The organism is Streptomyces sp. NBC_01477, assembly GCF_036227245.1.
Taxonomy (GTDB): Bacteria; Actinomycetota; Actinomycetes; order Streptomycetales; family Streptomycetaceae; genus Actinacidiphila.
The window spans coordinates 3,194,168-3,219,692 of sequence record NZ_CP109445.1; the positions used below are offsets into that span (position 1 = coordinate 3,194,168).

Genomic DNA, 25,525 nt, shown 5'->3' on the forward strand with positions numbered 1-25,525 from the left:
CACCCTCAGGTCGTGGTCGGGGTGGTGAGCTGGCCGAGTCCGCTGGCCTTGGGGGAGATCCAGCTGCTCCAGTCGGTCACGTCGTAGTCGGCGTAGCCGTTGTCCGCTGAGGCGGCGGGGCTGGCGGAGCCGGTGATGGTGACGGGGTCTCCTTGGCGGGCGAAGGCGTAGAACCACTGCGCGTTGGCCATCGACAGGTGGACGCAGCCGTGCGAGCCGGCGCTGTGGCCCGGCTGGGGGTCGCCGTCGGAGTAGTGCACGTACGTTCCGGAGCTCGTGAGTTCCACGGCGAACGGATAGTTGGCGTGGTAATAGTTCGGATCGCTCTTGCTACAGGCGATGTGGACGCTGCACGAGTCCATGAGCACTTCACGGGCCTTGCCCATGACCGCCATCGTCCCGGTCCACGAGGGGTACTTCGCGCTGCCGGCGTCTATCGGGAAAGTCTTGGTCACCGAGCCGTCGCGGTACACCTTCATCAGGTGCTGGTCCGCGTAGACGTGCACCTCGTCGTCCGGGCCGACGGTGAAGGAGTGCAGGTAGGAGCGGACTCCGTAGCGTCCGTTCCCGTCGCCCACCCCGGCGAGTTCCGCGTCGAGGGTGACCTTCGTCCCGGTGGGCCAGTACGCCTTGGGGCGGAAGTCCACCCGCTCGGAACCGAACCAGTGCCAGGCGCCGGTCACCGGGGTCGAGGTGGTCAGTTTCAAGTGCTTCTCGATGTCCGCGCGCGCCGGGACGGCCACCGCCTTGCTGAAGGTGACGGAGATCGGCATCGCCACCCCCACCGTCGTACCGCTCTGCGGTTCGATGGTGTCGAGCAGCATCTTCGGCCGCTGAGGCGTCGTCGAGCTCGTCGGCCGCGAAGGCGTCGACGCGGGGCCGGCGCCCGCCTTCGCCGTGGCAGGAGGGGCCGCCGACCGGGACCCGGAGGAGGATGAACCGCCACCGCAGCCGGACACGCCCGCCGCTATCACCGCCACCAGTGCGGCCACACTGATGATCTTGTTCGCTCGTTTCACGGTACTGCCTCGCCCCTGTGCTCGTGTCGTCCGCCCCACACGGGCCTAGACATCATCCGGGGCGCTTCAGTTCCGCACCGGCCGCGCAAGACCCCGCCCCCGCGAGGCGTCCCGGACCGGGGGTGCCGCGGACTCCTGCGGACAGGAGAACAGCCTGACCGCTGTCTTCGCAGGTCAGGCGCTCTCCGCTGGCCTGATCACACGTTGAAGCGGACCGTATCCGGGCCTGATCTGACCTGCGGCGGAGCGCCGATCACGGATTTGACCAGGCAATGTGGCGTTGACGTGCGTGGGTATCCGACAGGGATTTACGGCTGTCGTGCGGACCGTTCGCGGACTGGCGTTGAAGCCTCAGCCATCGCCCACACCCACTTCATGGAGAACACACCTTACGGCCTGCAGCAGGCGCAAGCACCGAGGCACGAATGCAGAGTGCTACCAGCGGTAGGATTGGCACCATGAGTAGTAGCAAAAAATATTCGATCAGCCTCCCCGAGGACCTGGCCGAGGCCGCACGTACACACGTCGGACCTGGCGGCTTCTCCGCCTACGTCGCCGAAGCCCTGGAACAGCGGGTCGCCATGGACAAGCTCCGGGAGATCGTCGCCGATTTCGAGACCGACAATGACAAGCTGACCCGCGAGGAGGTCGAGGCCGCCCGCGCGCTACTGCGCCATGATCCCCGGCAGGCCGGCGGGGCCGCCGCCTGATGCCCGGCACCCTCCTGCTCGACAGCGAAGGCCTCTCCAAGCTGTATCGAAAGGACCGCGCCGTCCTGGCCCTGGTCCAGGCGGCATCGGAAGAGGGAGTCCGCGTGGCCACCAGTGCCATGACCACCCTTGAGGCCGACTACGACCGGGTTCACCCTGCTCGCATCACCTGGGTCCTGTCCCGCGTCGACGTTCACGACATCACCAAGGAAGTCACCGTTCAGGCCGCGGCGCTCCTACGCACCCACAACCTTCACGGTCACCAGTACGCGATCGACGCCGCTTTCGCTGTCATCGCCCGCATCGCCGCCCGTCCTTGCACCGTTCTCACCTCCGACCCCGAGGACCTGACGCTCCTGTGCGGCCCCACCGTGGAAGTGCACAAGGTGTGAGCCTGCGGACTCGTGCGGACAGCACAACGGCCTGACCCGCTTCTCCGCAGGTCAGGCCGTATCCATGGACACGCTCACACGTTGAAGCGGAACGTATCCGGGCCGAACCTGACCTGCGGCGGAGCGCCGATCATGGCCTTGACCAGGCGTTCCGTCGTTGGCGTGCGTTGGCCTCCGACGGGGGTTTACGGGCGTCCTGCGGACTGACTGCGGACTGGTCGGGCGAGCACTGGTCGCCCTAGTTGGCGTCCAGGCAGGTTCGTGGGCATTCTGACCTGCGGTAGAAGGGTCGTATGGCCGTGGCCGGGCCCTGCTGAACGGCAGTGGACGCAACTGGAACTACAACTGGGCGCTGTTCTCGTGCGCGGGCTGAACTGCGAGAAAATCCCCCCGCACGCTCACCCACTCACCCGCCTCACCCAGGCCGCCGTCATGCGGTACGACGGGTGAGAAGCGACCCATCCCGCACAGAGCCGCTGCCGGGAGGCGCGACGCGTCGGGCCTTCTTGGTCTCCTAGTAATGGGCCGGGGCGGTGACCTGCGGGGATGTTCCCGTGGGACGCTGACCTGGCATTTTGGTGATTGGTGGCGATGGGGGGGCGACGGTCCTGATCGGGTGCTCTGCGGAGTGTGTGCGGACTGGGCTGGGACTGATGGGATATCACTGCACTGTTCTGGACGCACCGCTACGGTGAGCCGTACGGCCGCTGATAGCACGATGCCACCGAGGAACATATGGACGAGTCTGTTGCACCGGATGCTGCTCAGCCCGGGGGTGAGACGGCATCTGGACTCGCTGCTGCTCCCGAGGATGCGACCGCCGTTGGCGACATCGCTGCAGCCGGTGGAACTGAGCGAGGATCGAGTACCTATGCGACCGGCGGTGGTGGTGTTTCGTTCGCGCACCGCGTCGCGGCTGTCTATCTCGCTGGCATGTTGACTGGCGCACGACGGGCGGAAGTATCTGAGCTGCCGGTCCGGAGGGTGTCGTTCCAAACCGGTCCGGCGCACCCGGTGGACGATCTTCTGATCGAATGCGGCGATGCGGCAGCCGAGGTCATCCTTGCGGTGGCATGTCGAGCAACGCCGAACTTCGTCCAGAGCCATGGCGACACGGTGAAGCTCGTCGGGTCGCTTCTCGCCGAAGTCGAGACGTTCGACGCCGACACTCACCAAATCGCCGTCGCGACCGCCGGTCGGTGCGATCAGTGGGACCAGCTCGCAACGCTCTGCGGCATCGCGCGTGCTCATGCCGACCCGGAGTCGTTCCAAGCGTCCATGGACGTCGATCGCCGCTGGTCCAAGCCGGTGCGTAAGCGGCATGAGCATTTTCTGGAGATGGTGGAGAAGGTCGTCGAAGACGACACAACGCAGGAAGAGATCCTGCGGCTGGAGTGGCGGCTGCTCGGCCGGCTGCACATCCTCGGTTTTGCGGTTCAGAGCCCGGACGAGGGCGACCGCACAGCGGTCGCAACGTCGCTGGACAGCGTGACCTCGGCTGCCGCCGACGGGGTGGTGGTCCGGGACCGTCTCGAGGTCGAGGCAACCCGCTACGACGCGACTGGCGCTGTGGTGGACCTCAAGGTGCTCCGCCGTGACATTCACGTGGTCTTGGACTCGGCTGCAACTCGAAGTCGGCACGCTTGGTCAGTGCTTGCTGAGCAACGCAAGTTGGCCGTTGCCGGTGTGCGGGCCACTATCGGTGATGAGTCGTTCGGAGGGCCGGTCCAGATCTCGTTCGCCGACCGCCGCGAACGACTCGCTGATGCCCTGCGCGAGGCCGGTACCCGTGCTTCGGCTTTGTTGGTATTTGGCGAGTCGGGCATCGGTAAGAGTGCGCTGACTCTGTCGGCCGTTGCAGAATTGGAAGCCGCAGACCCCGCCGGGTTCCAGGGCGTGGTGGTGAACTTCCGCAGCATGCCGCAGTCGAGTTTGGAGCTGCGAGCCGCGCTCGGGGTTTCGCTGGAGGACGTGCTCGCGGAGGCATCGGCGCCTTCTCGAGTCCTGGTCATCGACGCGGCTGATGCTGCTCTGGAGCGGTCTGCTGGCCTGTTGAGTGACCTGGTGCTGTCAGCGGCTGCGGCGGGTGTTGGGCTCGTTGCGGTGACATCTGACGTGGCACTTGGTTTTGTGCGGGAGCAGGTGGAGCTGGGGTTCCCGAAGTCCATTTCGTCTTTTGAGATGCGGCCGTTGGGCAATGACGACATCTCCGTCGTTTCAGGCCAATTTCCGCTTTTGCGTACGGTCCTGCGAGACCTTCCCGTGAACTCGCTGCTGAGAAGGCCCGTTGTACTGGACCTTCTGGCTCGGACCGGGGCGGAGCCAGATAGCTCACTGGGTGAGTGGGAGTGCCTTGATCTGGTGTGGAGCAGGATTATACGGGGCGATGGGCGGCCCGGTGTCGGCTCGGCGGAGGCACGCGAACAGACGCTGCTCGCGGTAGCCGCAGAGACTATGAAGCTACCCGAGGACCGTCGACCTGGCGCACGGGTTGATGCCGCAGCGGTCGACGCGCTGCGTCGGGATCATCTGCTCGCGCCACCGAGCCGGTATCGGAACCAGCCGGACTTTGCACATGACGAGGTCCGGCGGTACGCGACCGCCATCCTGCTTGTCCGTGGTCAGAGCCCCATCGAGTTGCTGCAGGCAGCGGGAGCACCGCGGTGGGCACTGTCGGCCGCCACTCTTGCGTGCGAGGGCCTGCTGAAAGCACCGGACGCTCGCCCTGTCCGGAATTTCATCGAACTGCGCTCGCGATTCGAGGCTTTCGCCGCAGCACGCGGACCCCGGTGGACTGACGTTCCGGTGGAGGCGGTTCTGGAGACGCCATTCGCGTACCAGTGCCTGAAGTCAGCGTGCACGAATCAGTCGGTCGGCCTGGTGCTCGGCGACGTGGTTCGAGTTGTTCAGCAGCGGTATAAGGTCAACGGGCTGGTCGACCGTCGAGTCACGAACCCCGTTGTGCAGTTCCTCCTGGATGACGAAAAGCCGTGGGACGTGTCAAAGGCGTCGTTCGAACTGCTCGCGGACTGGCTGCATGCTTTGTCCCTGGCGGACGTTCCTGCTGGCAACGAACTACGAGTCCGACTTCGGGACCGCCTTCTTGCCTACTGGAATTCGTTCCCTCGACGCAAGACCAGCGGGGACACGCCATCTGGGTGGACGGCGCAGCGTCGGCGACGCCGACGTGAGCTGGATTACCACCTAACCAAGGAGGGGTTCGTCGAAACGTTGGCTCTGCTCGGTCCGGACATCGATGATGCCGTCGAAAGGTGCCTTCGAGCCATTGCGGAAGATGCGCCAGCGTTCCTGGCTCCGGCTGCGGACTCGCCGTTGAGCGCCCGAGCCTTGGCGCAGAAGGACCCGGAGCTATTGGCGACGTTGATGGCGGCCTACTACATCGACGACGAGCCAAGTTGGCACCGGGATGAGGGTGTCCGGAGGCATCAGGGCCGGTGGACCAATATCGGACCACCGTTCTTCCATTACTACTTCGGCGGGTTCTGGCAACTGTTCCAGATAGCACCATTGCCGACCTCGGTGCGGATTTTGAACAGCCTTCTGAACAGCGGTGCGCGGGCACGCGTAGCGACGCTGTCGCGGCCTAGTCCGCCTTACGCGTTGACTGACCCCTTTGATGACGGGGACGAGGGCGGTGAAAGTGAGGCAGAGAACGGAGAGGTTGAAGATCGCGGTGCGGTCCTGAACCTGGACGGTACTGCTCGCTTGTACGTCGGCGACAGACACGTGTGGAGCTGGTACCGGGGCACGTCTGTGGGCCCATACTCGGCTATGAGTGCACTCCAGGCGATGGAACGTCTTGCCGATGGGTGGTTGAGCCGGGGTGCGTCACCGAGGGTGGTTGTCGAGGCACTCTTGAAGGGCTGCGAGAACCTGGCGGTTCCAGGGATGCTATTCGGTCTGCTGGTGCGCCACATTGAGAAGGTCGGCACCGAGCTCGACCTTTTTCTCGCCGAACCTGTCGTATGGGAGTTGGAGTTTGGCCGCAGGACGAGTGAGTACGTAGGGCTGCGTGCAGCAACCGAGGGGCTCGCAAACCTTGAACGTCGCGAGTGGACACCGCGTGAGGTAGCCATGTGGCTGATGGTGCACGGCGGGCAGGAGCGTGCCCAGGCTTTGAAGAAGGTTGCCGACAAGCTTGTCGAGAACGGCGACCGGCTGCGCATTAGCCAGGAGCGTACGAAGAACTGGGCTGCCAGCCTTGACCCGGAGCAATATCGAGTTAAGCAGCATGGCGATAAAGTCTACATCGAGGTCGAAGCACCGCTTGAGTTGCAAGCCGTACAAGAAGCGCACGCGGCTCACCAGGAGGTCGTGCAGACTAGCCTGCGCCTGCAGAATCGGTACTGGGGCTCGGCCAAGCATGGCACCGAGTATGTGCTGCCCTCGTCGGAGGAGATTGCTGCGGACCTGACGGCAGGACGTGCCTTGGTCGAAGCCGATGAAGACCTGATGGCGAATCGGCCTGTGGACGCCGTTGCCCATGTCGTTAGAGCAGCGGTCGAACGAGCCGCCGCTGGTGATATGGCGGCGCTGGGCAACGAAGAGCAGTTCGTAACCGAGTTCGTCATCGGCATCGCATTGTTGTTCCGGGAGGCCGAGGATCAACGTCACGAGGATCAGTTCTTCGATCTTGGTGCCGATCGAGCCGTGGCGCAAGCCTTGCCAGCGTTTCTCACACCTGCACTGACAGCGCCGCTGGAAGCGGCTGGCTTCTCGACCGAAGATGTTGCCGAGGCTGGTCTTGCGATGGCAGGCAAGGCGTCCTTGGAGACTCGGCTGTACCTGGCGCGTGGATGCGATGTCGTCTGGAGGTCCCCATGCCACCTCGCCCCTTGCACCCACCGGAACACGTTGAACTGGTTGCTTGAGACTGCCCGTGGCGCAGAAATCGGTCCGTGGGACCGGCACGGTCAGCGGCGGCCGAATGTCCTGATTGCCGGCGACGTTGCCGAACGCCTCCAGGCACTATCGGGTGACTCCGTTGACATCGCGGTTCTAGATGCAGCCATTCGCGGACTCGGGGCAGCCGCGTCGACGGGCCACTGTTGCACCGACAACGCAGCCGCGCTCCTCACCGCCTTTCTCGACGTCCAGCGACGCGCCATGGTTGCGCATGAGAAACAGGGCTGGACCGCGGACGACCGCGGGACACACAGCCTGGTCGCCGCACGGGCTCTACTCGAAGGCTTCGCGAAGGACGGTGATGCCGGCCCGGTGCTCGAACACCTCGACGTCCTTCGCGTAGATGCCGGGCTGATGTCGAATTTTCTCCACGGTCTTGCCGCGACAGGTGCAGAGAACGAGCGCATGGCTGAAGCTGCCCGAGGTGTCTGGCCGTCGTTGCTACGCCATGCCATTGGCTACCTGAGTGACGACTCAAGCCCTTACCGTGACCATCATTGGGGCGACTGGGCTGCCGCTGCCCTGCTGCCGGACCCTCTTCCATGGACGCAGGGCTTGTACAACGAGGTCGTTAGCGAACCCATCGACTGGGTCCGCGCTGAGGACCTCGTAGAATCGCTCGACGATTGGGTGCCGGCAGCTCGGGGGGAGGCCAAGTGCGTCGACGCGCTCATCGGCATCCTGCGGAAGCTCTCGGAGGAAGTGCAGGTAATCCGCGGCGTGCATTGGGTTTCTGACCTCTGCATTCAAGATGGACGTGTCACGGTCGAACAGTCGTGGCTCTCGAACAGCTGGCTCAAGGAGATCCGCAGAACGGCCGAGGAACTCGACGAGCTGGGCGATTGGCAGATGCTCGTCGACTCCTTGGTGGTCGCCGGAAACAAGGGGCTGGCGCCGTACAGCAGGTGATGTTGCAGAGACCCTGCCCGGCAGCGACTGCGACAGGGCCGAACTCGAAGATTACCTCTGGTAGCGGGCCTACGGCGACGTCCTCGGCGTCGGACGCCAGGGGGCACGGCCCCCTCCCGTATGGAGGATTTGGACAATTTGGTGCCGCTGTCGGAGACGACCAGCGGCTCGCGAACGCCCGTCGATCTCCTCGACGTTGTCACCTGCCCGTATTATCCACAGGACAAGGACGAGCGCCGTCCTCAGGGGATGCGCTCATCGAGGTTCTCTCGAATAACGCGCTGGCTCATACGCAAGGCGTCCTTGATTCGGTCCCTGAGTTCTCGGGGGAAGGTGCCGGATTGCAGGGCGCAGGCGTTCAGCAGCCGCTGCGAGTTCTTGAACTCCTGCTCGCTGGCCAGCCTCCGCGACTGTGGATGCGAGAGGGCATCGCCTGCGGCGTATCCGTCGTTCGCCCACATGGCCCTTCGGTGGAGGTCAGCCATCACTTGTCGGGCCGCAGCGGCATCTGGGGTTTCAAGCAGGTCCAGCACCGCGAGGCCGAAGCGGGTGGTGAATGCTGTCAGGCCCTCCACGTCTGGGAGGTCGAGATACGTTGTCACGAGGTGTTGTAGAGGTCGGTGCCATTCTTGGTCGGCGGCCCGCAGCGACATCACGGTCAGGCTGTCCCTGACCGCGGCCTCCCACGGTTCTCCGGGTTTGGTGTGGGTCAGGAGGTCCTGGGCGTGGGCGGTGGCGCCGTCATTGAGAGCGGCGAGGACGGCGACCTGGCGGCCGTCGAGCATGCGTTGGGCGAGGCCGTGGTGTCGCTGGATGTGGTCGAGGGCGTCGTTCCAACGACCGGCACTGGTCAAGGCGCGGGTTCCGTCAGCGAGAAGGATCGTCCACAGCCAGGTGCGGACTTCCCTGCGGTCGGCGTCGGTAGCCACCAGGTCGGCGGGTATGGCGACGCTTTCGATCTGAGCGGGCTGCTTGTGGGTGACGGAGTCGAACAGCGTCGAGAGGTGCTGGCGTGCGGTGTCCGGTTGTCCGGCTCGGACCTGGAGGCGCGCCAGGTTGACCACAGGCTCGAGGGCCCGTATGGCCGCCTCGTGGGTCAGCGGTGCGGACCGCAGGTACAGGTTGGCGTGCTGGGTGCAGATGGTGCGGGCGATGTCGGGGAGGCCGACGTCGGAGGCGAGCAGTGCGGCCTGGTTGTAGACCGTGGACGCGACGCCCGGGTCGTGCTGCTTCACGGCGGTGTCCGCGAGGTCGGCCAGTGCCTGGACTCGTTGTGGGAGAGGGAGGCAGGCAGGGCGGGGGCGGGCGACGAGGGGGAACCGTTGGGCGGTGGTGTCAGGGAGTTTCCTCACGGTGCGCGGTGCTCCTCTCGGCGCTGGGGTCCGGGCCGAAGATGACTGTCTGCGCGGCGGCCGTGAGGGTGGCCTGTGTGGAGTAAGGCAGGCCGAGGCGGTTCCAGGCGAAGATCACGTGGTGGGCGAGGACGTCGCGGATTCCGCGGTGGAGGTGCCCGGTTTGGTTGAGCCGGGCCAGGTCGCCTCCGGCTGCCGTGTAGGCGATGGTCCATGCCTCGGCTCCTGCGAGCGGGCTTCCCGGCTGCGTCGCGTGCTGCGGGTCCACGGTGATGAGACGGCGTACGGCGGTGTGGAGTCGGTCCTTGTTGTCGGGCTCGGCGTCGGGCGGTGGCGGGCGGTGAGCTGCGACGCGGGCCCAGACGTCGCCCTGCTCGTACCAGTCCAGGCTGGCAGCGCGCAGCATGAGGCTGCACAGCATTAGGGAGGTTTCGCGCCTGTGCCGCGCGGTGTCCCCGCGGAGGAAGTGCAGGAGGTGGTGGCTGTCCTGGTGGAACAACCGGTGGGCGGAGTCCATGGCCTGGGTGCCGCCGAAAGCGTGCACCTCAGGCTCGTAGACGCTCTCCGTCCATCCGGCGGTGCTTCCGGCTGCGACCAACGCGTCGAGGCGGTCGTCGATGGCGTCCTGCGTGCCCGCGACGGGCGCGTAACGGATTCGCCAGCAGGGGTGCTTCCGGACGAAGAACCACGTGGTGATGGCCCCGGCGTCTTCCACGGCCTCCATGAGCGGGGCGAGGTCGGCTACGGCGGTGGCCTCGGCGCGTTCCCAGTCGGGGAAGGCCACGTTGACCTGGCGCCAGGTGGGTGGGGGCATCAGGGTCCTCCGGGGGTCAGGCCAGGGCGAGGAAGGTGTCCCAGTGCGGGACGGGCGCGACCGCGGTGGCGTACGTGTGCAGGGCGAGTGCCGCACCGGCGCTTCCGTCAAGGAGTTCCGGATCGTGGGCGTCCTGTTCGAGCGCGGCGATCAGTCGCTCGGCAAGGTGCGGCAGCTCCGCGGTGATCTGCTGGTTGCCGGTCTCGGTGGCCATGCGCCATCCGGCGTGCAGCAGGCCGGCCATGCCGTGGCAAAGGCCGATCTCGGGGAGTTTGCTGAGCTGGTCCGGGTCGCGCAGGGCGTCGAGGATCGCGTTCTCGGCGAGTTGCACCCGGGCCGGGTCGCCGAGGGCGAGCCCGGCCAGTTGCTGGGCGCGGGCGGTGCCGCTGGCTCCGTAGCACCAGGAGGGACGGGGGCGGAGATCGGCGTGGACGTGGCGGTCGGCTGCTTGCCGCGCGGTGATGTGGCCGGGCCACCAGGGGTGGTTGTCGTCGCCCTGCCGCCAGCGGTCGGTCCAGGCGCAGATCCGTGCGACGGCGTCGGTCATGCCGGGCACAGTCACTCCGTAAAGCAGGGCCTGGGAGAGTACGGCCAGGGCTGCGCCGATGCCGTGGGCGAGACCGAAGTTGCCGTGACCGCTGGGGTAGTTGCGGTGAGGCGCGCCGGTGGGGGCAACGTCCATCCACCAGGGAGGCAATCCGGCCGAGCTGCTCAGGGGCTCCGTCAGCCGTACGAGGTAGGTCAGGGTGTCCCGGGTGATCTCGTGGTGGGGGTGCCGGCTGAGGTGGTAGGCGCCGAGTCCGGACAGTCCCTGGATCAGATCGAACTCTTCCATCGGGACGGGTTCGGCGCGGTCGATGCGTTGGTGGGCTGCTGCGATACGGATGCGTGTGACGGTGAGGGTGGCGGTGTCCAGGCGGTTGAGGAGCGGCAGGTAGCGGCTTGACGAGCTGGCCGCGCGGTGCGTGACGAAGGCGAGGGCGGGGGCACCGAAGTAGAGGTTCGCGTTGTCGGCTGCGCTGATCTCGCCGCTTACGGCCTCGGCGAGCCAGGTGTGCGCGGTGTCCCGGTCGCCCTGGCCGGTACGGGCGCGTTCGATGTGCAGCAGCGCGATCCCGCAGGCGCCTCCGGCCAGCGACTGGGGCCAGGCGCGGCCACCCATGGGCCGGCCGCTGGGCCACGCGCTGCTCGGATCGCGCAGGGCCTCCGCGATCTTGTCGGCGGTGGACAGGGCGGTGGAGGCGAGAGCGGTGGTCACGCCGTTCTCCTCGATCGGGCCGTCCAGCTGAGCGCGGCGGCTCTGGCCAGGTGCAGGTGTGTGCGCTCTGCGGGCAGACCGGGGCCGTGCATACGTACGTGGTGCAAGTGCAGCAGGTCGGGCAGTAAGTCGCCGGGGTCGGTACCTGCCGCCAGGAGGGTGTCGGCGTAGTCGGCCAGTGCCGCTCTTCGTGCGGACCAGGCTGCTGTGGTCTGCTCGTCCACGCCGACGGGGTGCGTGTGCGCCAGCTCGACGGCCTGCCGGTGGACGGGGCGAGGTGGGGCAGCCGAATCGGTTCGGGTGTGCGCGATGAGCCAGCCCATCGCCCTGGCGCGGTCGCCGAGCAGGCCGATGGCGATATCCACCATGCTCGCGGCGGTCACCGCGCGGGTGTCGGGGGCGTCTTTCGCTCGCCTTGCGGCGAGCTGGGCCAGCACGGCGGTGGAGTCGGCGGCGAAGTACGCCTCCGCGGCGTCGATTGCTGCCGGGCCGCCATACCGGGCGATCTCCGGGTGGTAGGTCTCCACGCTGACGTGGGTGATCAGCCCGTGGCGGCGAAGCGCCTCGGTCCAGGCACCGACGTGCTCGAAGGTCGCCCCGAGCGCGCCCGGCCTGCAGGAAAGGCGCAGACGGAGGTGGTGGCCGGGTTCGGAGTAGCGGACGAACCAGCAGCGGGGAGGCTTGAGTTCGTCTAGCAGGGCGGGCAGATGGCGGGTGAGGATGTGGTCCTGTCTGGCGGGGTTACCGTGGAGCTGAACGTAGAGAAGCTCTCCACTGCCGGGGAGACGGCCGTGTTCGCGGGTGACGACGTGGGGCGCAGTCCGTACGGGGGTGCGGTTCTGGTCGGAGATCAGGGGGATCACCACCTCGTGAGCGCGGCCTCCGATCCAGCCCAAGTCCTGGGGCTCGGGCGCCGGGCGCAGGGTCACGGTGCCGTCGCGGTCGAGGTGTGTGCGCAGCAGAGCACGGTGCGAGGGCTCGGTGAGATCCAGAGCGAGGCACTGGTCGGCCTCGCTCAGGTACACCCTGTCGGGAAGGCGCACGTCACGGCCCCAGCGGCTCAGGGCTTCGTCCCACTGCGACCACGGCGCTGATGCGGCGGGCAGGTCGCCGCGGTCGAGGCGCCAGCGGGCCGGGGAGAGGACCGTTCGGCCGTAGCGCAGGGCAGGCAGGAAGGGCAGGTTCGAGGCGGCGGTGCCCCACAGAAATCCCGTGCAGGGCACGGCCAACGCGACAGGCGCCTCGGCCAGGAACCGGGTCAGGGGGTGCGAATGCAGCCCCAGGTCCACGGCGTTGAGCAGCAGCGTGTGCACCGGGCGGCGGTGGGAGAGCGAGACGAGGTGGAGCTGCTCGGCGTCCGCGCTGACGGCCAGGTCCGTGACGGGAAGGAGTCTGCTCTCCGGGCCGCGGTATTCGCCCAGCGAGATCACGAGGTCGGTCACCTGCGGGGCGCGCGCGACGTTCGCCGCTCGTACGGACAGGAGGACGGCACTGATCTGGGCGACGAGGGCATCGTCGTGCACTCCCGGGAGGGCGGCGTACACCTCGGTCATACGGCGCCGGTCCTCGTCCGGCAGCATGGCCAGGAAGCGCCCGGTGGTAGCGCCGGCGGAGCGGGCCACGCCGACGACGTGCAGGCTGAACTCACCCCGCTGAAGTGCTGCGGAGTCTGCGGCGTCGATGCGCACGGTCAGCTCGGTGCCGGGCTGCACGGGGTGGTCGGGACCCGTGGTGGCCAGGGATTCCAGCGCAGCCTCGTCCAGCACGACTTCGAGACGGCCTTGCACCGCGGCGGCGTGGGCGAGCTTGATGAGGCGGCCGTCTCGGTCGGGCAAGGTGGAGAGCGAGGGCGCCGCGGTAGCCCCGAGGTAGCCGGGCGGGTAGCCGAGTGCGTCGATGGCGTCCAGGACGGGGACGACCGCCCGCGGCCCGTACCGGTCCAGGAAGCGGCCGTGCCACTCGGCCCAGCCGGTCAGGGCGGCCTGGGGCGCGAGCCGGGTGAGAGCCTTCGCCGCAGCAGCTGCCTCGCGGGCCACGGTGTCGGGGATGGTCGGGTCGCAATCCAGGAGAAGGTCCTGCGCGTGGCGCGGAGTCGCGCGGACCTCAGCTCTCTCATGGGTGGACAGCCGATGCTCGTGGTCGTGGAGGCCGGCGAGCGGGTCGTGGGTTGTCATCGCAGGGCGCAGGCTGGTGAGCAGAAACTGCTGCGTGACCAGGCTCGCGAGAAGCTTGTCGATCAGGTTCGGCGAGGTGCCGGGAAAGGCGGCCGCGAGCTTCGACGCAAGGTCGCGCCACCGGATCGGGTTTCGTGCGCCGTCGAGAGCAGCCCGCACGGGCTCCGTCATGCGGATGTGTACATGCTCGGGTCCTGTGCCGGGCTTCCCGCTGGGCCGGTGGTCGATGGCCACGTGGTCGTCGCGTTCGACGGCGAGGGTGGAGGTGAGCAGCATCAGGTGCGGTCGCAGTGCCGGGTGCCGCTCGAAGTGGTCGACCAGCGGCGTACTCTGCGCGGCGTCGGCTCTGGCCGTCAGGCGGTGTTCGGAGCCGAGGCGTAGTGCGGGGGCGGCGCCGATGCGCGCTGCCGCGACACCGGCAAAGAGCCCGAACGGCGTGGCTCGCGTGCGGGTACGCAGCAGGTAGCGGAGGACGGCAAGGACGACGCGGTGGACCGTGGGCTCCGGTAAGTGGTGGCCGGCGCAGATCTGCTCGACACGGGACGCGAGATCGGGGCTGGCGGCCGAGACGGCGTCGGCGAAGTCACCGATCCGCCAGACCTCTTGCAACCAGGCGCGCCACGACGCCGGGCCCGCGGTGGTGCTGACGAGGTCCGGCCAGGTGACCTGCGTGTCGGGTTGACCCGCAGCGGCCCGGATCAACGCTGCGTCGACGTACCGGTACATGTGTCCCCCCTCTGGGTGCGCGGTGCCCGACCGCGAGTTGCGCACGGTCGGGCACCGCTCCGAACGCGGTCGATGCCTACGGGACGGCTACGGGCAGCTCACGCACGCCGTGGCGCAGGTCGAGTTGCATCCGTCGCTCGTCAGGCGGATGAGCTGGTCCGCGGCCGGGCCGCCCTCGACGATGGTGATGTCGAGGTCCCAGTCCCCCGCCGCATCGGTGGGCGCGAGAGCGTCCCCCGGCTGCGGGGGCGTCACCGGACGCTCCATCTGCACGGTCATGCAAACCTCCTTGGAGTGGTTGACGGGTGGTGCGTGGTCCCGGAGCCGTGCGGCTCCGGAGTCTCAGGTCCAGATCGCGGTGACGATGCCGTGGCGGCGCAGCACAGTGCCCTCCGGCAGGGGCTTGGGCGCGGGGCCCGGCAGGTAGCGGAAGGTCGCGGCTCCCCGCCGGCGGTGGTTCTGCGCCCAGTGGCGGAGGAGGTCGGCATACTGGTCGGCGAGAGCTTCGGCCTGTGGGCCGTGAGCGACCACGCCGCTCTCGAAGCCGCCCGTCGCGGCGTTCTCCCGGCGCGTGCGGTACGCGAAGCTGTCGCGGCTCACCAGCGCGGAAACGCCCTTGAGGGCGGAAGCTTCCACGAGGCCGCCGTCGACGACGGCTTGGGCGGCGTGGAGACGGGCGGGACTCGGCAGGTTGAGCGTGAGGAACAGGTCCAGCTCGTCGGGCAGGTCGTACGCGGCGCCGGACCAGCGCTCCAGCCGGGGCATGTCCAGAGCCGCGTCGAGCGCCTGGGGCTCCAGGAGCACTCGCACGTCGTCGGTCTGCAAGGCGACGCCTTCGCGCAGCATCACCTTGTGCTCCTCGGCGGCGCCCTCGCCCTGCATGGGCACGAAGTGCGCCAGGCCGTAGGAGCGGCTGATCAGTCCGCTTCTGTCGCGGTCGAAAGCGATGCTGCGGGTCGTCCCGCACACCGTCAGCGGGACGACGAGCCGCCCCTTCTCCGCCAGCCCGCCAATCCACGACGGAGGGATGTCCCATGCCGCTGCCGTCACGATGATCCGGTCGAACGGAGCGCCGTCGGCGACACCATGCTCGCCGTCGTCGAGGACCGTTCTCACCCGGCCGTACCCGGCGTCGTCGAGGCAGCGGCGAGCGCGGTCGATGACGTCGTGGTCGATGTCGACCGTGGTCACCCTGCCCTCGCTACCGACGAGTTCCTGGAGGTAAGCGGCGTTGACCCCGCCCGAACCGATCTCCAGGACGTTCATCCCGGGCTCGACCTCGGCCTGTTCGAGCATGACGGCCTGGAGGTGAGCGGCGGACATGACGCTGATGTCCGTGCCGTGCTCGTCCTTCTTGACCGGCACGGTGCGGTGAAGGCTGTACGCCACTTCCGGAGGTGCGTCCGGCGCGAAGCGGTGCCGGGGCACCGTGGTGAAGGCGGTGGCGACGGGCCCGGTTGTGATCCCGTCCTCGTCGCGGAGCGCGCGGACCATGTCCGCCCGCAGCACGTCGGGATCGCGGTCCGTCGAGCCGTCGATTGCAGTCATCCGATTACCTACTTCCGTTGCGGTAGTACTTGCGGGTAGCCCGCTCAAGGCCGGGGCACGGAGATGCGGACTGTTCGCAGGTGGTTCGGCCGTCGCTGGTCACGCCCCGTCTGCGCGTCAGGACCGTGACGAGGAGATCCAGCCCTCCGCGCGGAGGGTGTCCACGACGTTGTTCCGCAGGCGGGTGGCCTCGTCGGGCTCGACGGTCGTGTTGGTCATCAGGGGAAGTTCCTTCGCTCTCGTGCGTGCGTCGGGTGCTCTGTCAACAGCGGACAGCGCCGATCGGCGCGGAGGCTATCGACGCGCCGGCAGGCTCATAGACGACGACGTCCGTGCGTCCGCTCTGACGGGCAGTCCAGTCGCCGCGGGCCGCTTCGAGGAGCGGCGTGACGTCATTCTCGATGTGGTCTGCCTGTGCGCGGAGTTGAGCGGTGAGCCTGGTGAGGTCCTCGGGCGTGAGGTGGTTCAACCACAAGTCGTCCACCACGCGGACGTCGGCGTACGGGGTCCGCTCCTGGGGGTCGTCGCTGTAGGGGTGGCAGGTGACGTGGCCGTCGAAGAGGCTCGCTTCCGCCACCAGGTCGGCGCCGTCCGCGTGGGCGGGGTTGTGGATGCGCATCATCTGCCCGTCGAAGGGCCGCCAGTGCGCAAGGTCGACCAGCTTGACGGAGAGCTCTTCCAGCGGGACGTCCGATTCGCTGGGGTCCTCGTCGGCCCACGGGGGCAGGTATCCGGTGAGGGTGATGCCGCCATTCGTGCTGATACGCCAGGTGCGGCCCAATGAGGCGGCCCCTTCCGGGAGCGGCTGCTGGGCAGGTGGTGCGGCGGTGTCCGGCTTCAGAGCCAGTGAGGTGGTAGTCAAGGTGATCTCCTCTGTTGGGATGGGAAGTCAAGAGAATTCGATGGGCGTGGCGGTGAGGCGGTGGCTGTGCGCGCCCGGGTGGAAGGCGAACTCGCAGCACCCTTCGCGTGATTCGGGATCGACGAACGGGCAATCCGGTCGGACGTCCAGTGCTGCAGGGGTGCCGTCTGCCCAGTGAGTCCAGATGGCCCCGGTGGCCACGCCGTCGAGATCCAGTACGAGGGCGAAGTGGTCCCTGTCGCCGTGGGCTTGGAGGTGACACCACAAGTCCCGTTCCACGTCCGCCTCATGCGGCGACCCGTACGGTGTCGCGATGCGCAGAGCCTCCTGGACCAGACGCTCAGGGAGCCGGGCGGGCCGGCCGCAGACGGGGAACAGCGTCTTCGCGTGCGTCATTGCGTGTTGCTTTCTGCAGAGATGCTGACTCGGGACGGTCATCGGCACGCCCTCGCAAGGCTCAGTGAGCACCAGGTGGTCGTGCCGTCGGGGCTGACGCCCCAGTCGTCAGCGACAGCAGCGACGAGGAAGAGGCCACGGCCGGTCTCGCTGGAGTCGTCGACCACCCTCAGCTGTGGGCGGCTGTCAGAGCCGTCGTTCACCGCCAGCAACATCCCCTGGAGGGTGATGACGAGGCGGAATTCGATCTCGGCGCCCTGGCCGTAACGCAGGGCATTGGTGACGAGTTCGCTGACCACGAGCTGGGCCTCGTCCATGAGCGGAGCCAGCCCCCAAGCGCGCAGCTTTGCCGCGCTGATGCGGCGAAGCCGTCCGACCCACTGACCATCGGGGTCTCGTCCCAGTGCCCTGCCCGTTGCGGCACCGCTGGAGATCCGCACCGCGAACTCGTCGCAGACGGGCTCGGTCACGACCGGGACGGGGGCTGTCGGGGTGGTGTGGTCGCTCGTGGACTGCACTACCCGGGTCATGAGACCGGCCTCTCCCGTCGAGCGCGGAGGAGACGCGGCACGATCAAGGCCGAGGCCCGGTGGGTAGTGGAGACGGCCGTGCTTCCCGAGTGCAAGTTCGCGGCGCCCAATCGCACCTGCATCAGTCGGGCACCGACGCCAAGGACGATCCGTGCGCGGTCGGTGGCGGTTCGCTTGGGGCCGAGGTGGGCGAGAGACGGGATGACGACGCCGTAGGCATCCGCCAGGGTGAGGGTGTCGAGGAGCCCGACGAAAGCCGGGGAGTAGAAGTCGTCGGGAGCGTGCTCTACGAACAGGGCGGCCAACCTCAACTCGTGAGTCCGGCAGTAGTCGTCCAGAACCGCCGACAAAGCGAGACGCCGACCCCGCGTCGTGCGCGTCAGCCGCAGAAAGCCGTAGACGTCCGGATGGGGAACAGGGCTGTGCTCGGTGAGGGTGACCACGCGGATGACCTCCACGACAGGACGGATGGGCTGAGTCCTTCGAGCCTGACTTGCTCCCATCCCCCAGGGAATGAACGGCCGTTGCACCCTTGTGGCACTTCCGTGGCCTCTCGACCACTGTCCGTGATTCCATTACGGCAGGAAGGAGGCGCCCCGTGGCGAGCGTGAGGCGATGGACCGGCCGCGAGGCCGGCCTGCTGCGGCAGGCGCTGCGCATGAGCGTGCGGGCCTACGCAGCTCACCTGGGCGTCGGGATCCGCACGGTCTCCAAATGGGAGAAGTTGGGCACGACCACCTGCCCATGGCCCGACACACAGGCCATCCTCGACACAGCCCTCGCTCGCTCCGATGGCACCGCACAAGCCCGATTCGAGCAGCTTCTCGATGCGTCCCCGGGGCGGCAATCGACAGGGACTCCCTCGCTCACGATCGCCGATCACGAGACCTGGACGGAGGATCTGGAGCGCATCGTGGTGTGCCTCGATCGCCAGGACTTCGCCTTCGCCGCCACTCTTCTGGAACGTTGGCTCGGCCCCGTCCAGCCGCGCGACCTTGACGATCGCGGCCTCTACCTCTACGGGCGCTCGCTGGTCCTGTCCGGTGACCTGCGCCGCCTCCAGGGCACCCTTCAGGACTTAATGACCGCCAAGCGGCTCTACTCCGACGCACACGACGTATTCGCCGAACTCGACATTCCGCGCCGGGCCGCGCAGATCGAACTTTCTCTTGCGGTAGTCACCGAAATGGCCGGACGGCTCACCCCTGCGGCCACGCTCTACCAACAGCTCACCGACGACCAAAGGCTCGGCTCAGCCGACCGCGCCCGCGCCCTGTTGTGGATCGGCACCGCCCTGGCCAAAGACGGCCGCAACGAGTTCGCTATCCAGGTCATGGGGCAGGCGGCGGAGCGGTTCGAGGACCTGGACGAGCCGGAGGACTGGGCAACCGCCCAGCAGAAGCTCGCGCTGGCCTACCGTGGCGTCGGCGATCTCACCCGGGCCTTGGCCTACATCGATACAGCCCGCAGCAACGGCCGTTTCGAGACTCCGCTCCAGCGCGTCCAGATCGATACCGCGCACGGCCACATCTTGCTCACCGACCCGGCCACCCGCAGCGCCGGCCACGCCGTGCTCGACCGCGCCTCCGACACCGCCACCCGATACGGCCTGAAACACCAACTGCGAAGCATCAAGACAGTGCGCAACAGCGAGGAGTACACGTGACCGGCCAGGCCCCGATCAGCGACGCGGACCGGGCCGATGCCCGAGCCATCTGGGACTTCCACCAGATGGGCCACGAGCTGAAGCCCTGCTCCGCCGCGATCGCCCTCGGCAGCCTCGACCTCGGTGTGGCCACCACCACCGCCGACCTCTACCACGCCCGCATGTTCCCGACCGTTGTCTTCACCGGCAACACCAGCGCAGCCACCCAGGCGAGATTTCCTCGTGGTGAGGCCACCCACTACCGCGAACACGCGCTTTCCCTGGGCGTGCCGGACGAAGCAATCCTGCTGGAGCCCAAGGCCACCAACACCGGTCAGAACATCGGCTTCTCTCGCGAGGTGCTGGAGAATGCGGGCGTCGCAGTGACCACCCTGCTTCTGATCTCCATGCCCTACATGCAGCGCCGCGCCTACGCCACATGCCGCAAACTGTGGCCCGAGGCGGAGCCGATCTGCGTCTCCCAGCCTTTGCCGTACATCGAATACGTCAAGACGCACGACGACGAGAAGCAGCTCATCGACATGCTCATGGGCGATATGGAACGGGTGATGGAGTACCCCAAGCGCGGTTTCGCCATCGAGCAGCACGTCCCTGAAGAGGTCCGCGATGCCTTCGCACGCCTCCGCGCCCGCGGCTACGACAGTTGGCTCCTCCCCACTTGACCGTGCCGCCCTCGTGGGCGCACCGGCAGTGCGCTCATGTGCAATCCATCAGCCCAACCTCCTGCCCCGGCTCTCCACGCTGGCGAAGCTCTGCACGGCCGACGTCTGGGTTGTCCTGGACGATGTCCAGTTCGCCCGCCGCGACTACCAGCACCGGGCACGGCTCGCCGGACTTCACAACCCGGAGGAGCACCAGTGGCTGTCTGTGGAAACCCATCTCCCTTACGGACGCTCAACATTGATCCGCGACGCCCGGCTCGCGGACCCGCCACGCGCCGCCCGCCGCCTCAGCCAACTGCCCGCGCAGCACTATCGCCTCAGCACCCACTGGCCACTGCTGCAAGCAGCACTCGAACCCGCTGTCCAAGCGGTCACTGAGACCGGTCGCACGGCGGCTGTCGCAGAGGCGACCACCCGCGCCCTGCTGAACGTCCTGGGGTGGCGCGGATCCATCGTGCACAGCAGCGACCTCGCCACGTCGTTGGACCGCTCGGAACGTCTGGCCGACCTCACTTCGGCGGTCGGCGCTGATGCCTACCTCTGCGGCACAGGCGGCCTGCGATACCTCGACCGCCGCCCCTTCTCGAAGCGGGGTCTCAGTGTCCACGCATTCCGACCACCGACCGCCGAGGGCCTGTGGGCCTCAGCTGCGAAGATCTCGGCTCTGTGGGCACTCACCACGTACGGGGCTTCCGACGTGAGGGCCGCGTTCGACGAGCTGCTCACGCTCGGCTGAATTCGACGGCCACCCCGCCGCATCTCCAGGAGCCAAGGCGCCCCGTTGGCCCTGTCCCGGTTCTGTTTCACGGATCCAGCAATGGCGCTCCAGCCAGCCTCACCGCCCCGGCACCGCCAAGACTGTGGAACAGCACCTGCGGTGCTATGTCTATCCGGCCTGGGAGAAGCGGGCGCTGGGCATGATCAAGCCCGGCGACATTCAGAGCTGGGTCACCGGCCTGACGACGACCCACGGGCTCGCCGCCAGCACGACACGGACCGTCTTCAACACCGTCAACGCCGTCTTCCGGGCCGCTGTCCGTGATCGCATGATCCCGCACAACCCATGCAGCGACGCAAAGCTCCCCTCCGTTCCCCGGAAGCGCGTGGTGCCGCTGGCGGTGGAACAGGTCCGAGCGCTGTCCGAGCAAATACCGGGCCGCTACAAGGCCCTGGTGCTGCTGGGCGCCGCCACGGGGCTACGGCCCGGCGAGCTCTTCGGGCTCCAGCTCCGCCATGCGGACCTGCTGCACGCGACCGTCTCGGTCGAGCAGCAGATACAGCAGACGGCCAAGCACGGGGTCTATGTCGGACCGCCCAAGACGGCCCGCTCCCACCGAACGGTCCCGCTGCCGAAAATGGCAGTCGCCGCGCTCAAGGCCCACCTGCGGGACTTTCCTGTCGACGGCGCCGAGGGCTGGCTCTTCACAGCGCCGCAGGGCGGACCCATCGTCTACACCCACTTCATGGACCACGCCTGGCGGCCGTCGTGTGCCAAGGCCGGTATCCCGAAGGGCACGGGACCCCATGCCCTTCGGCACCACTACGCCAGCCTGCTCATCAAGCACGGCGAGTCCGTCAAAACCGTCTCCGAGCGCCTCGGCCACACCAACGCGGCCATGACGCTGAACATCTACACCCACCTGTGGCCCGACTCCGAGGAACGGACCCGGGCCGCTGTCGACAAGGCGTACGCGGACTGCCCCGAAGAGGGCGACGCGGCAGCTACCGAAGCGGCGTAGCCAGTCCCTCGCGCTGACCACCCGTCAGCACGGTTGCGGACTCCGTACGGACCGCTGAGGCCGCGCACCCCCTCCGCCGCAGGTCAGACCGCATACCGCCCGCGCAGCTACACGTTGAAGCGGAACTCCACCACGTCGCCGTCCTGCATCACGTAGTCCTTGCCCTCCATGCGCGCCTTGCCCTTCGCGCGGGCCTCCGCCACGGAGCCGGTGGCGACCAGGTCGGCGAAGGAGATGACCTCGGCCTTGATGAAGCCCTTTTGGAAGTCGGTGTGGATGACGCCGGCCGCCTCGGGGGCGGTGGCGCCGCGCTTGATGGTCCAGGCGCGGGATTCCTTGGGGCCGGCGGTGAGGTAGGTCTGGAGGCCGAGGGTTTCGAAGCCGACGCGGGCCAGGGTGGCCAGGCCGGGTTCCTGCTGGCCGACGGACTGGAGGAGTTCGAGGGCCTCGGCGTCGTCGAGTTCCGCCAGGTCGCATTCGAGCTTGGCGTTCAGGAAGATCGCCTCGGCGGGGGCGACCAGGGCGCGCTGCTCGTCCTTGAAGGCCTCGTCGGTCAGCTCGTCCTCGTCCACGTTGAAGACGTAGAGGAAGGGCTTGGTGGTGAGCAGGTGCAGCTCGTGCAGGAGGGCGCCCTGCTCGGTGCTCTTGGTGATGCCGTGCGAGAAGAGCGTGTCGCCGGCGGCGAGGATCGCCTGGGCGGCCTCGGTCGCGGCCAGGACGGCGGCCTTCTCCTTCTGGAGGCGGGCCTCCTTCGTCAGGCGCGGGATGGCCTTCTCGACGGACTGGAGGTCGGCCAGGATCAGCTCGGTGTTGATGGTCTCGATGTCGTCCTTGGGCGAGACCTTGCCGTCGACGTGGACGACGTTCTCGTCCTTGAAGGCCCGGATGACCTGGCAGATCGCGTCGGACTCGCGGATGTTCGCGAGGAACTTGTTGCCCAGGCCCTCGCCCTCGGAGGCGCCGCGGACGATGCCGGCGATGTCGACGAAGTCGACCGTGGCGGGCAGCACACGGGCCGAGCCGAAGATCCCGGCGAGCGTGTCGAGCCGGGCGTCGGGGACGCCCACGACGCCGACGTTGGGCTCGATCGTGGCGAACGGGTAGTTGGCCGCGAGCACGTCGTTCTTGGTCAGGGCGTTGAAGAGCGTCGACTTGCCGACATTCGGCAGACCGACGATTCCGATGGTGAGCGACACGTGGCGACTTCCCGTAGCTTCCCGTAACGAGGCCGGCGTCCGCAGCCCGGATGCCGGCCGCCAGTCTACGGGGCCGGGGCGCGGCACCCCGCCCGCGCTCGAACACGGGCGCCCAGCCGGGCGAATGTCCGGGTACGCTGCGTGGTTTCCCGGGGCGGGACGCCTACGTTGGGTAGGTGGACCAACACAGTGCGCGTCCGGGCGGCACCGGCGGCGCCCCGCCCCCGGCACCCGGCGGGGAGGCCGCCGCGGGGGTCTACGGTGCTCCGCCGGCCGTACCGGCCAAGCCCGCGCGCCCGCTCGCCGCGCTGGTCCGCCGGCTGCGTGCCGTACAGCGGCCCAGGCCGCGGCTGACCGGGCTCGGCACCGGGCTGCTGACCACCGTGGTCACCGTGCTGGCCGGTACCGTCGACGCGCTCCTCTTCGACGGCCCCGGCGTCTTCTTCGGCCTCGCCTTCGTCGCGGTGAGCGCGACCGCGGCGGTCTACGTACGCCCGTACGACCTGGTGGCGGCCCCGGTGTCGGCGCCGATCGCCTTCGCCGTCGGGATCGGGCTGACCGCCGACGGCGGGGACGGCGGCCTGGTCGGGCATCTGCTCGGCCTGTTCACCGGTCTGGCGCTGATGACCGGCTGGCTCTACGCCGGTACGGTGCTGGCCGCGCTGATCGTCGCGGTCAGAGCTTTGCGGCTGCCATCGCGGCGCCGACGATCCCGGCGTTGTTCTGCAGCTCCGCGGGAACGATCTCGGCGCTGAGCCCGTGGCCGTGCAGCAGCGGCAGGAACTTCTCGGACTTGCGGCTGACTCCGCCGCCCAGCACGAACAGGTCGGGCGAGAACAGCATCTCGACGTGCGCCAGGTACTTGCGCAGCCGGTGCGCCCAGTGCTCCCAGCTCAGGTCCTCGTCCTCGCGGGCCTTGACCGACGCGCGCTTCTCCGCGTCGTGGCCGTGCAGCTCCAGGTGGCCCAGCTCGGTGTTCGGCAGCAGGCGGCCGTCCACGAAGACGGCGCTGCCGATGCCGGTGCCCAGCGTCAGCACGATGACGGTGCCGCCGCGCCCGCGCCCGGCCCCGAAGGTCATCTCGGCGACGCCCGCCGCGTCCGCGTCGTTGAGCACCACCACGGGCAGGCCGAGGCGGTCGCTGATCGCCTTGCGCGCGTCCAGCCCGACCCAGCCGGCGTCCACGTTGGCCGCGGTCCTGGTCACGCCGTCCATCACGACACCGGGGAAGGTGACCCCGAGCGGCCCGGACCAGCCGAAGTGGGTGACGACGTCGTGGACGCCCTCGATCACCGCTTCCGGAGTGGCCGGGCGCGGCGTCAGCACTTTGTACCGCTCGTCCGACAGGTCGCCCTTGTCGAGGTCGACAGGGGCGCCCTTGATTCCCGTACCGCCGATGTCCACACCGAACACGTCCATGACCTCCAGGCTAGAGGCGGGCCGAGGACCTCACCTCTGGTAGCTCCCCCCATGGGAGGCGCGCGGAAAACAACTCACCTCTTGGCGGATTCCCCGGCGGCGGCCTCCGCACGCAGATCCCGGCGCAGTTCCTTGGGCAGCGAGAACTGGATGGACTCCGTCGCCGAGGTGACGATCTGGACATCCGCGAAACCGCGTACCGCCAGCCACTCCAGCACCTGGTCCACGAGGATCTCCGGCACCGAGGCGCCCGAGGTGACGCCGACCGTGCCGACGCCCTCCAGCCAGCCGTCCTCGCACTCGTCGGCGAAGTCCACCAGATACGCCGCCTCGGCTCCGGACTGCTTGGCGACCTCGACCAGCCGGATGGCGTTGGAGGAGTTGCGGGAGCCGACCACGATGACCAGTTCGGCGTCCGCGGAGATCTGCTTGACGGCGACCTGGCGGTTCTGGGTGGCGTAGCAGATGTCGTCGCTGGGCGGCGAGAGCAGGTTCGGGAAGCGCTCCTTGAGCGCGTCGACCGTCTCCATCGTCTCGTCCACCGACAGGGTGGTCTGGGACAGCCAGACGACCTTGGACTCGTCGCGTACGGTCAGCTCGGCGACGTCCTTGGGGCCGTCGACCAGATGGGTGCGCTCGGGCGCCTCGCCCATCGTGCCGATGACCTCCTCGTGGCCCTCGTGGCCGATGAGCAGGATGTCGTAGTCCTCGTTGGCGAACCGGACGGCTTCCTTGTGGACCTTGGTCACCAGCGGGCAGGTCGCGTCGATCGAGGCCAGCTTGCGGCGGCCGGCCTCCTCGTGGACGACCGGGGCGACGCCGTGCGCGGAGAAGATGACGATGGCGCCCTCGGGCACCTCCGCCGTCTCGTCGACGAAGACGGCGCCCTTCCGCTCCAGGGTCTGCACGACGTATTTGTTGTGGACGATCTCCTTGCGGACATAGACCGGGGCGCCGTACTGCTCCAGCGCCTTCTCGACGGTGATCACCGCACGGTCCACGCCCGCGCAGTACCCGCGGGGGGCGGCGAGCAGGACGCGGCGGCTGGCTTCGGTCGTCATGCGGTCCATCGTACGGGGGGCCGCGGCGGGCACGGGTGCGGTCGCGCACCGGCGCCGGTGAGCTTCGGCGGTGTTCCCCCGCCGCCGGTACGCCGACGGGTGCGGTACGTGCCCCGGTCGGCGTACCCGGTCGGCGTTCCCCGGGGTGACGTCCCCGACCGCGGCG

22 protein-coding genes are annotated in these 25,525 nt (G+C 68.1%); 8 read left to right on the plus strand and 14 right to left on the minus strand.

Features of this window, described 5'->3' with window-relative positions:
* Positions 1–5 precede the first annotated feature (5 nt).
* Positions 6–1,058, minus strand: a complete 1,053-nt coding sequence (locus OHA86_RS12900; protein ID WP_329175141.1) for a L,D-transpeptidase — start codon at positions 1,056–1,058, stop codon at positions 6–8.
* A gap of 419 nt (positions 1,059–1,477) precedes the next feature.
* Here OHA86_RS12900 and OHA86_RS12905 point away from each other — a divergent pair, with 419 nt between their 5' ends.
* The 3 genes from OHA86_RS12905 (at position 1,478) to OHA86_RS12915 (ending at position 7,956) form a co-directional block, all read left to right on the plus strand.
* Positions 1,478–1,729 carry a hypothetical protein gene (locus tag OHA86_RS12905; protein ID WP_329175143.1) on the plus strand — a complete coding sequence of 84 codons (252 nt, stop codon included), beginning with the start codon at positions 1,478–1,480 and terminating at the stop codon, positions 1,727–1,729.
* On the plus strand, positions 1,729–2,121 hold the full coding sequence (locus OHA86_RS12910) for a DNA-binding protein (protein WP_329175144.1): 393 nt from the start codon (positions 1,729–1,731) through the stop codon (positions 2,119–2,121). The genes OHA86_RS12905 and OHA86_RS12910 overlap by 1 nt, the downstream gene beginning before the upstream one ends.
* 735 nt (positions 2,122–2,856) lie before the next feature.
* Entirely contained in the window at positions 2,857–7,956 is a 5,100-nt protein-coding gene (locus OHA86_RS12915) for a hypothetical protein (RefSeq protein WP_329175145.1), read from the plus strand.
* A 242-nt stretch (positions 7,957–8,198) separates the two neighbouring features.
* Here OHA86_RS12915 and OHA86_RS12920 read toward each other — a convergent pair whose 3' ends face one another.
* The 10 genes from OHA86_RS12920 to OHA86_RS12965 all read right to left on the minus strand — a co-directional run bounded on the left by OHA86_RS12920 (position 8,199) and on the right by OHA86_RS12965 (position 18,074).
* Positions 8,199–9,191 carry a hypothetical protein gene (locus tag OHA86_RS12920; protein WP_329175148.1) on the minus strand — a complete coding sequence of 331 codons (993 nt, stop codon included), beginning with the start codon at positions 9,189–9,191 and terminating at the stop codon, positions 8,199–8,201.
* 100 nt (positions 9,192–9,291) lie between these two features.
* Positions 9,292–10,122 carry a thiopeptide-type bacteriocin biosynthesis protein gene (locus OHA86_RS12925; protein WP_329175150.1) on the minus strand — a complete coding sequence of 277 codons (831 nt, stop codon included), beginning with the start codon at positions 10,120–10,122 and terminating at the stop codon, positions 9,292–9,294.
* Positions 10,123–10,138: 16 nt separating this feature from the next.
* The gene (locus OHA86_RS12930; RefSeq protein WP_329175151.1) at positions 10,139–11,380 is read right to left on the minus strand and encodes a lanthionine synthetase C family protein; all 1,242 of its coding nucleotides are present in this window, start codon (positions 11,378–11,380) and stop codon (positions 10,139–10,141) included.
* The gene (locus OHA86_RS12935) at positions 11,377–14,280 is read right to left on the minus strand and encodes a lantibiotic dehydratase (RefSeq protein ID WP_329175152.1); all 2,904 of its coding nucleotides are present in this window, start codon (positions 14,278–14,280) and stop codon (positions 11,377–11,379) included. The genes OHA86_RS12930 and OHA86_RS12935 overlap by 4 nt, the downstream gene beginning before the upstream one ends.
* 87 nt (positions 14,281–14,367) lie before the next feature.
* Positions 14,368–14,559, minus strand: coding sequence for an FxLD family lanthipeptide (locus OHA86_RS12940; protein WP_329175153.1), 192 nt, complete (start codon positions 14,557–14,559; stop codon positions 14,368–14,370).
* A 63-nt stretch (positions 14,560–14,622) separates the two neighbouring features.
* On the minus strand, positions 14,623–15,828 hold the full coding sequence (gene fxlM / locus OHA86_RS12945) for a methyltransferase, FxLD system (protein ID WP_329175155.1): 1,206 nt from the start codon (positions 15,826–15,828) through the stop codon (positions 14,623–14,625).
* Between the two features lie 262 nt (positions 15,829–16,090).
* Positions 16,091–16,690 carry a DUF6907 domain-containing protein gene (locus OHA86_RS12950; RefSeq protein WP_329175156.1) on the minus strand — a complete coding sequence of 200 codons (600 nt, stop codon included), beginning with the start codon at positions 16,688–16,690 and terminating at the stop codon, positions 16,091–16,093.
* Positions 16,691–16,717: 27 nt separating this feature from the next.
* Positions 16,718–17,086, minus strand: a complete 369-nt coding sequence (locus OHA86_RS12955; RefSeq protein WP_329175157.1) for a hypothetical protein — start codon at positions 17,084–17,086, stop codon at positions 16,718–16,720.
* 38 nt (positions 17,087–17,124) lie between these two features.
* Entirely contained in the window at positions 17,125–17,556 is a 432-nt protein-coding gene (locus OHA86_RS12960) for an ATP-binding protein (RefSeq protein ID WP_329175158.1), read from the minus strand.
* A 56-nt stretch (positions 17,557–17,612) separates the two neighbouring features.
* Positions 17,613–18,074, minus strand: coding sequence for a hypothetical protein (locus OHA86_RS12965; protein ID WP_329175159.1), 462 nt, complete (start codon positions 18,072–18,074; stop codon positions 17,613–17,615).
* A gap of 140 nt (positions 18,075–18,214) precedes the next feature.
* Here OHA86_RS12965 and OHA86_RS12970 point away from each other — a divergent pair, with 140 nt between their 5' ends.
* From OHA86_RS12970 to OHA86_RS12985, 4 genes are all read left to right on the plus strand, one after another.
* Positions 18,215–19,282 (plus strand): hypothetical protein, encoded by a 1,068-nt coding sequence (locus OHA86_RS12970; protein ID WP_329175160.1) that lies wholly within the window; start codon positions 18,215–18,217, stop codon positions 19,280–19,282.
* Positions 19,283–19,347: 65 nt separating this feature from the next.
* The gene (locus OHA86_RS12975; RefSeq protein WP_329182385.1) at positions 19,348–19,944 is read left to right on the plus strand and encodes a YdcF family protein; all 597 of its coding nucleotides are present in this window, start codon (positions 19,348–19,350) and stop codon (positions 19,942–19,944) included.
* Positions 19,945–19,957: 13 nt separating this feature from the next.
* On the plus strand, positions 19,958–20,680 hold the full coding sequence (locus OHA86_RS12980; RefSeq protein WP_329175161.1) for a WbqC family protein: 723 nt from the start codon (positions 19,958–19,960) through the stop codon (positions 20,678–20,680).
* A 124-nt stretch (positions 20,681–20,804) separates the two neighbouring features.
* A complete protein-coding gene (locus OHA86_RS12985) occupies positions 20,805–21,683 on the plus strand; it encodes a tyrosine-type recombinase/integrase (protein ID WP_329175162.1) in 879 nt (292 codons plus the stop codon).
* 107 nt (positions 21,684–21,790) lie between these two features.
* Here OHA86_RS12985 and ychF read toward each other — a convergent pair whose 3' ends face one another.
* Positions 21,791–22,879 (minus strand): redox-regulated ATPase YchF, encoded by a 1,089-nt coding sequence (gene ychF, locus OHA86_RS12990; protein ID WP_329175163.1) that lies wholly within the window; start codon positions 22,877–22,879, stop codon positions 21,791–21,793.
* Positions 22,880–23,055: 176 nt separating this feature from the next.
* Between ychF and OHA86_RS12995 the strand changes: the two genes are divergently transcribed.
* Positions 23,056–23,634 (plus strand): DUF6542 domain-containing protein, encoded by a 579-nt coding sequence (locus tag OHA86_RS12995; protein WP_329175164.1) that lies wholly within the window; start codon positions 23,056–23,058, stop codon positions 23,632–23,634.
* Here the strand turns inward: OHA86_RS12995 and ppgK are convergent.
* A complete protein-coding gene (ppgK, locus tag OHA86_RS13000) occupies positions 23,555–24,298 on the minus strand; it encodes a polyphosphate--glucose phosphotransferase (protein ID WP_329175165.1) in 744 nt (247 codons plus the stop codon). The two genes, OHA86_RS12995 and ppgK, sit on opposite strands and share 80 nt — an antisense overlap.
* Positions 24,299–24,372: 74 nt before the next feature.
* Positions 24,373–25,368 carry a 4-hydroxy-3-methylbut-2-enyl diphosphate reductase gene (locus tag OHA86_RS13005; protein WP_329175166.1) on the minus strand — a complete coding sequence of 332 codons (996 nt, stop codon included), beginning with the start codon at positions 25,366–25,368 and terminating at the stop codon, positions 24,373–24,375.
* Positions 25,369–25,525 lie beyond the last annotated feature (157 nt).